This is a genomic window from Lentilactobacillus kisonensis DSM 19906 = JCM 15041 (assembly GCF_001434135.1).
GTDB classification, from domain to species: domain Bacteria; phylum Bacillota; class Bacilli; order Lactobacillales; family Lactobacillaceae; genus Lentilactobacillus; species Lentilactobacillus kisonensis.
The window spans coordinates 1-6,879 of the sequence record NZ_AZEB01000050.1 but is presented as its reverse complement, the minus strand read 5'-3'; the positions used below and the strand labels follow the sequence as shown (position 1 = coordinate 6,879).

The window sequence follows — 6,879 nt, the reverse complement described above, 5'->3', positions numbered from 1 at the left end:
ATTAGTGTTGCACTTAAAGTGTAAATTCAAGGGTTAAATAACGCGTCAATATGAAAAAACTAATCTTTGTGGTGAACTTACCACTTTTCCTATTTGTTAAATAACACGAGCTATTTTTTATTAAATTTATTGTTAATCGTACTTGTGATGACGCCAGCACATAAACTAAGTATGATGACTAAGATAGTATATGGGATTGCCGTGTTATTTCCAAAATATGAATTTATGACCGGTTGTATTAAAACTACGATGGATATGCAACATAATGAAACAAGAAAGATTATCCAAAAAGAAGTCCTTTTCATAGTAGTATCGTCCTTTCGCTCACTATCGATAACATGTTTAAATTATCATGAAGTCGTACCAATTGTGAAGAACTCAGTAGTTTACAATTGGTGTGGTACCTTCTTCGTATGATACTATAAGTTAATTAAGACGAGAAAGGTGAGGATACATTGGATTTTGTTTCATCACAATTAAAATCAGTACGTGTTTCTAATGGATTATCTCAAAACGAGGTCGCTGCAGCATTGCGTATATCGCGTCAGTCAGTGTCTAAGTGGGAAAATGGCCGAACGTATCCTGATATTGACAACTTGATCTTATTAAGTGATTTATATGAGACGTCCGTTGATAATTTGGTAAAAAGTCATGAAGAACTACAGCAGTAAATCAAGGCTAATAATTCTAAAAAAAAGAGCGACAAACAAGCCATAAAAGCATAAATGCAAAGAAGTCCTGGCAACATGGACACCAAAGCCCCCAACAGCTGCAACTGTTGAGGGTACACCTCAATCACCTAAATAACGGAGATTGAAGTGTTTTTTAAATTCTCAGCCGAATTAAATTAGTAAGCCAGTAGCTCCTTGGCCACCACCTGATCAACAACCAGGACATTCGCGTAGCCGCCCATCAGCGCCGCGTGAATGGGTAACAACTTAGGCTCACCACCCGCTACTAAGATCGAATAAGCTTTCTCTTTTAATTTATTTAAAGGAATGGCAACCGTTCGGGCATCTAAGTTTTTATCAGCAATTTGGCCATCAGCCGTCACAAAATGGGAAATAATATCGCCAACCGCTTCCGTTTGAACCCTTTTAATTTGTTCATCATTTAGATATCCCAACCGAAACAGCATGGCATTAGATCGAGTTGTGCCAACCGTATAGATTGCAATATTAGCATCATATCCCTCATGGATAACGCTGTTGATAAAGTAATCTTTAACCGCTACCGATTTAACTTTTGGGTCCTCAAAAATAACGGGTAGTGGCAAAATATTCGCCTGCGTATGAAAAGCCTGATTGAACTTACTCGTGATGTCAGCGGAATAATTTCCTTCTTGGGAGTTAGTAACGCTTCCCTTTAACTGGACCACTTTGATATTTTGGTGACGGTCTTCTCGTAAATGGGCTGCGACCGCCTTCATGGTTTTTCCCCAATTAATTCCAATAATATCATTATCCTTAACAATACTATGAAGATAGTCCGCGGTTGCCTTTCCCAATGAATCTAAAATGGTTTCTTGGGTATTATTCGGCTGTAAAGTAACCACCACATGCTTCAAATGGTATTTATCCTGTAAGTTTTTTTCAAGTAAGGAAACATCTTCAAAGGGATCCACGACTTCAATCCGAACAATCCCCTGCTGACGAGCTTGCTGGAGGGATTTAGCAACCGTTGGCCTTGATAATCCTAATTGTTTGCCAATTTCAACTTGGCTGAGTCCTTCCTGATAATAGAGTCGGCTAATCGCCACTAACCGCTTAAACTGTTTATCTGATTGCAATTCTTTCAAATCATCCATCGTTTGTAGGCCACCTTTATTTGGTCAGGAATTTCGTAACTTATTCGTCCAGCTTAACACAGTTTTTAATAATTTACATTTGCAAAGTGTAAGGGTTTACATTTGTATAATACCATGGTATCTTATGTTTATAAAGAAATTGAAAAGAGGAACTTATTCATGGAAACATTAAATCAATACATTGACCATACCCTACTAAAACCAGAAGCAACTCAAGCTGATGTTGATCGAATTGTAAAAGAAGCGGTCGAAAATGACTTTTACTCGGTTATGATTAATCCCTACTGGGTTTCACACGTTCACAACTTGCTAGCTGACACTCAAGTTAAAACAGCTACCGTTATTGGCTTCCCACTCGGTGCTAACACAACCAACATCAAGGTTGCTGAAGCCAACCAGGCGATTGAAGACGGTGCTGATGAAGTCGACATGGTCATGAATATCGGTGAATTTAAAGGCGGCAACTACCGTGCGGTTCAAGAAGATATTCAATCAGTTGTTACCGCGGCTCACAAACGAAACACACTTATTAAAGTGATAATTGAAAACGCTTTATTAACCGACGAGGAAATTGCGAAAGCGGCTGACATTGTTGCGAACACTGGCGCTGACTTTGTTAAAACTTCAACCGGCTTCTCCACAAGCGGGGCAACTGCCCATGATGTTGTCATCATGAAGAAAGCAGTTGGTGATCGGATTCAGGTGAAGGCTGCCGGTGGCATTCACTCTGCTAAGGACGCTGAGAATATGATCAAGGCTGGGGCAACCCGCTTAGGAACCAGTGCTAGTTTAAAGATTATTGGTAAAGCCTAATACATTAACTTGAACAGAGAATTCAGGTATTGGTTCTCTGTTTGTTTAAGCCAACTTTTGTAAGCGCTTTATAAATTATAACCAGCTATTAAGGAGATATTCAACAATGAAATCATTGAATCTAAGTCATGCGATGTTTAATCAAGCCCCTTTTGACCTCTTTAAGGATGACAACTTTTCAATTAAAACCTTTGTCTATCCCTCAGGCATTGAAGCTTTAAAATTGACCAATTCCCGAGGTGCTTTGACCGTTTTGCCATTTCATGGACTGATCATTTGGGATGCGATCTTTGATAATATTTCCCTCAAAATGAAGGATATGTTTACCCAGCCATTACCCGGTCCAGGAATTGCCGATACGTATGGCTGCTTCCAATTCACCTCTGGTTTACTGGCCAACGGGACCCCAGGACCAGATGATAATTATCAGCTACACGGTGAATTTCCTACTTCCGAGATGGACGAATCCCATCTAACTTTTGGTGAGGATACAATCACAATTCATAGCAGTTACGAATACGTTAAGGGGTTTGGGGATCATTATTTATCCGAACCTGCCGTTACCATCCATAAAGATAGTGGCTTGTTTGACATTCAACTCAAAGTTACCAACCTTTCAAATTACCAGCCGATGCCGCTCCAATACCTGTGCCATATGAACTATGCATACGTTGCTAACGCTGAAATGAGTTCTAATGTCCCCGACGACGCTTTCCAACTTCGGCAAACCATCCCTGCTCATGTTCACCCAACGCCAGAATGGACCGCCTACAACGATCAGCTGAAGGCCTCGGGTAAGCTCATCAATAAACTAGATGATCCAGAACATTACGATCCAGAAATCGTCTTCTTCTCATCAGACTTATCAAAATACGTCGATGAAGCCGAATTTCGCGTCAATATTGGAAAAGGTAAAAACTTCCTAACCAAGTTCTCAACCAAACAATTTCCAATCGGCACTCGTTGGATTCTCTACAATCCTGATCAGCAAGTCAACGCTTTCGTTATTCCTGGAACAAGTACTCCCGAAGGACTAGCAGCCGCCAAGAAGGCCGGTACCTTGATTATGCTAAAAGCCCACGAATCCCGTGAGTTTAAAGTAACCACTGGTTTGGAAAAATAAGGAGGAAATCATAATGGCTAAAAGTGACGTCTTAGTAATTGGTTCGAATATGATTGATTTAATTACCTACATTAACCGGATGCCCATTGAAGGTGAAACAATCGAAGCACCCGATTTCCAAATGGGGTTTGGTGGCAAGGGGGCCAATCAGGCCGTCGCCGCTTCCCGGTTGGGTTCTAAGGTCAGCTTTATCTCGATGGTTGGTAACGACACCTTTGGTAAGCAGCAACTAGCTAATTTTAAAGAAAACCACATTGATACCACCGGCGTTAGCATTGGCACCAAGAGTAGTGGCGCCGCTCCCATTTTCGTTGAGCCAACCTCGGATAACCGGATTTTAATTATCAAGGGCGCTAACAACGAATTAACGCCGGAAGTCCTTGATAGGTACATCGATCTGATCAAAAACACGAAGATCATTGTCCTTCAACAAGAAATTCCATTAGAAACAAACTACCACGCGATTGACCTAGCTAATCAGTTTAACATTCCGGTCCTATTGAATCCTGCCCCAGCTAACGAAGATCTCGATATTAACCACGTTTCCAAAGTCGATTTCTTCTCGCCAAATGAAACGGAACTCGCAACTTTAACTGGCATGCCAACGAATAATTTGGACGAAATTAAGCGCGCTGCAAAACACATGATCGACCTAGGCGTCAAAAATATGATGGTCACGCTTGGCTCCAAAGGGGTTCTCTGGGTTAGCAAGGATAGCGGCGAATTGGTTCCTGCAGTCAAAGTTAAAGCTGTTGATACAACTGGTGCCGGCGATTCGTTTATCGGCTCGTTTGCCCACTACTTTGCTCAGGGTGAAGACGTTCCCACTGCTTTGAAACACGCGAACCAATACGCGGCGGTTACAGTTACAAGACAAGGAACTCAGAAATCGTATCCAACTGCAGCCGAATTAGTAAGTCACATTAATTAAAGACAGGATAAAAGAATCGGTCAATAAACGCCTCCTTGAGCAATCCCTAATTATTAGGTTACCCAAGGAGGCGTTTTATATGGTGTAAAAACAAGTAGCATCTATCAGCGATGTGATTGAAGTTAATTATCAGTCGCCAAAATTCGATACACGCCAATTCAATCAACCAACTTATTCATAAGTAATCTTATCCTTGCTGCCTTCAAACCCGGCATTCTTATCAGCCATTTTCTGAAGATAGACCCAGATTCGTGAACGTCGTCTTCGCAGCAGAACAGCAAATGCCATGTAGACAACAATGGTGAGGCCAATCCAAATTGGACTTTGACTAATCCAAGCGGCAAAGATTAGGGCATTCAATGGGCGCGCCATTAAGTTAAAACTCGTAATTAAAACGATGCCAGCTGGAATCGCAACCCCATAATGTGAAATTGCGCCAGTGTAGATCGTCCCTAGCCAGCTGCTGGCATACAACCCAATACTGAACCAAACAATCCCGTTGCAGATAACCTTTAAGATATTTCCCCGGGTAACCGCAACGATTGACTCAACCATGAACGGAATTGAAATCAAATCAACCACTGGCAGCGTCCTGTTACCTGGAAGTAGAAAGGCAATCACCACCATAATCGGAATTAATAACACCCCAGAAATGATTGTCGCCGGTTCACCATAACCAACGCCATCATCAACGGCAAGGAACCAACGCTTTTTGTCATGAATCGCTTCTTTTTCTTCTTCCGCTTCTGATTTGGGACTGACCTGACGCCGTTTATCAATTTCTTCAGCTAATGGCGAAAATGCTTTCGCAAACACACCCGTAACCAACGGAAAAATCGTCATAACGGCGGCAAGCTGAATGGCAAAGGTGAGGATCTGTCCCCATGCGGCTAATGTCCCCAACTTGCTCAAGTTACCAAGAACCCCAATCATAACGCCAAGGATTGCTCCTAAAGTCGTGGGTTCGCCAAACGCCCCAAGTTTATTTTTGAAGTAATCTGGTGTCATCTTAACTTTATTCAAACCAATCAAGTTCCAAAGCGGATCCAAGATAATTGCTGGAATGGCTTGTTCGATATTATGAATGGAACAAACCGTTGCGTTTTTAACGCCATAATAGCTTGACCAACGATCCGCCTGAATTTCTGCAATTACTAACGTGTAAAGAAGCATGAATGAAGATAGCGCCAATGACAACCAAAAATTATGGGTTACGTAAAAGCAAAGCGTGCCCCAAATCATAAAACCAAAGTTATTCCACAGATTTGATGGCATGAAGATCTTTGTAATCCCGGTAAAAAATAAGACCAATTCCAATATAAGACCAAATACAAAGAAGCTTAGGCCAACACTGGATCCAAATGAAGCCAGCGAGCCAGCTTGCCAGCCAATATCAACAATTGGCAAGTGAATGTCAGTTCCATTCACCATTTGTTTAATAATTTTCGTCACCACTGGTGTAAATGAAGAAATAATCCAAGTAAAACCGGTTAATCCAACCCCCGCATAGAAAGCACTCATCATCGCAGTCCGAACCTGAACTCTCAGGAATAACGCGACAATAAAAATCATAATCGGAACAACGACGCTGGCCCCAAATGTTTGGAAAATATCGTTAACTATTTGTAGCATCATATTCCTTCCCTTCCAAACGCAGCCAGCTTGATAATGCCTGACCACTACTCAATAATTATAAAACAATCTAAGATTAATATGAGTTAGAAGCTGATCCGAAACTCACTTCTAGCTCATATTAATCTTAGATTGTTTTTGCTGTTAAACCTATTTTTCTCGAACTATTTAGCCTAGTCACTTACTCTTTATACAACTGTCCGCGGATATCTACGCCAGCGTCATAACTATGCTTTGAAACCATCCCCGCTGCCGTTTCCAACGTGTAATGGTTATTATCCTGAAGGACTAACCCCAAACCACTAATGGTATCAGCTGAAGCTACTAACTTTTCGACAAATTGATTCCGTTCGGTAACTGTATAAAAGAACAACGTGGCGGTACATCCAAGTAGCGGCCGTGACCAATCATGAGTATCCAAATCGTCATCTATATCTAACCAATTATTTTGGGATGGTGAAAAACCGTCAATTGCCTTTTCACCATCAACCGTCATGAGTGATGGTTTGTTAATATCAATTTTCATCGGAATCTTCCTCTCTAGTGAACTACTCGTCACTAAAGTAACGAGCT

Annotated in this window: 7 protein-coding genes; 4 read left to right on the top strand and 3 right to left on the bottom strand. The window is 41.4% G+C overall.

What is annotated here, in order from left to right:
* Positions 1-455 precede the first annotated feature (455 nt).
* The gene (locus FC98_RS13250) at positions 456-671 is read left to right on the top strand and encodes a helix-turn-helix domain-containing protein (protein WP_040471685.1); all 216 of its coding nucleotides are present in this window, start codon (positions 456-458) and stop codon (positions 669-671) included.
* Positions 672-847: 176 nt separating this feature from the next.
* Here FC98_RS13250 and FC98_RS13245 read toward each other — a convergent pair whose 3' ends face one another.
* Positions 848-1,807: a sugar-binding transcriptional regulator gene (locus FC98_RS13245; RefSeq protein WP_056949721.1), complete on the bottom strand. Its 960-nt coding sequence runs from the start codon at positions 1,805-1,807 to the stop codon at positions 848-850.
* Between the two features lie 159 nt (positions 1,808-1,966).
* On the opposite strand from FC98_RS13245, the gene deoC reads away from it, so the two are divergent.
* From deoC to rbsK, 3 genes are all read left to right on the top strand, one after another.
* A complete protein-coding gene (gene deoC, locus FC98_RS13240; RefSeq protein ID WP_040471683.1) occupies positions 1,967-2,620 on the top strand; it encodes a deoxyribose-phosphate aldolase in 654 nt (217 codons plus the stop codon).
* A gap of 106 nt (positions 2,621-2,726) precedes the next feature.
* Positions 2,727-3,743, top strand: coding sequence for an aldose 1-epimerase family protein (locus FC98_RS13235; RefSeq protein WP_054656114.1), 1,017 nt, complete (start codon positions 2,727-2,729; stop codon positions 3,741-3,743).
* A gap of 13 nt (positions 3,744-3,756) precedes the next feature.
* Positions 3,757-4,674, top strand: coding sequence for a ribokinase (rbsK, locus tag FC98_RS13230; protein WP_008857260.1), 918 nt, complete (start codon positions 3,757-3,759; stop codon positions 4,672-4,674).
* A 171-nt stretch (positions 4,675-4,845) separates the two neighbouring features.
* Here rbsK and FC98_RS13225 read toward each other — a convergent pair whose 3' ends face one another.
* Entirely contained in the window at positions 4,846-6,306 is a 1,461-nt protein-coding gene (locus tag FC98_RS13225; protein WP_040471746.1) for a PTS galactitol transporter subunit IIC, read from the bottom strand.
* 181 nt (positions 6,307-6,487) lie between these two features.
* A partial coding sequence (locus tag FC98_RS13220; protein ID WP_235803644.1) for a hypothetical protein occupies positions 6,488-6,879 on the bottom strand: 392 nt, incomplete at its 5' end.

Bases quoted from the DNA above. Each gene is read 5' to 3' on its own strand.
- FC98_RS13245 (WP_056949721.1), bottom strand. From the start codon at position 1,807: ATGGATGATTTGAAAGAATTGCAATCAGATAAACAGTTTAAGCGGTTA.
- deoC (WP_040471683.1), top strand. From the start codon at position 1,967: ATGGAAACATTAAATCAATACATTGACCATACCCTACTAAAACCAGAA.
- FC98_RS13235 (WP_054656114.1), top strand. From the start codon at position 2,727: ATGAAATCATTGAATCTAAGTCATGCGATGTTTAATCAAGCCCCTTTT.
- rbsK (WP_008857260.1), top strand. From the start codon at position 3,757: ATGGCTAAAAGTGACGTCTTAGTAATTGGTTCGAATATGATTGATTTA.
- FC98_RS13225 (WP_040471746.1), bottom strand. From the start codon at position 6,306: ATGCTACAAATAGTTAACGATATTTTCCAAACATTTGGGGCCAGCGTC.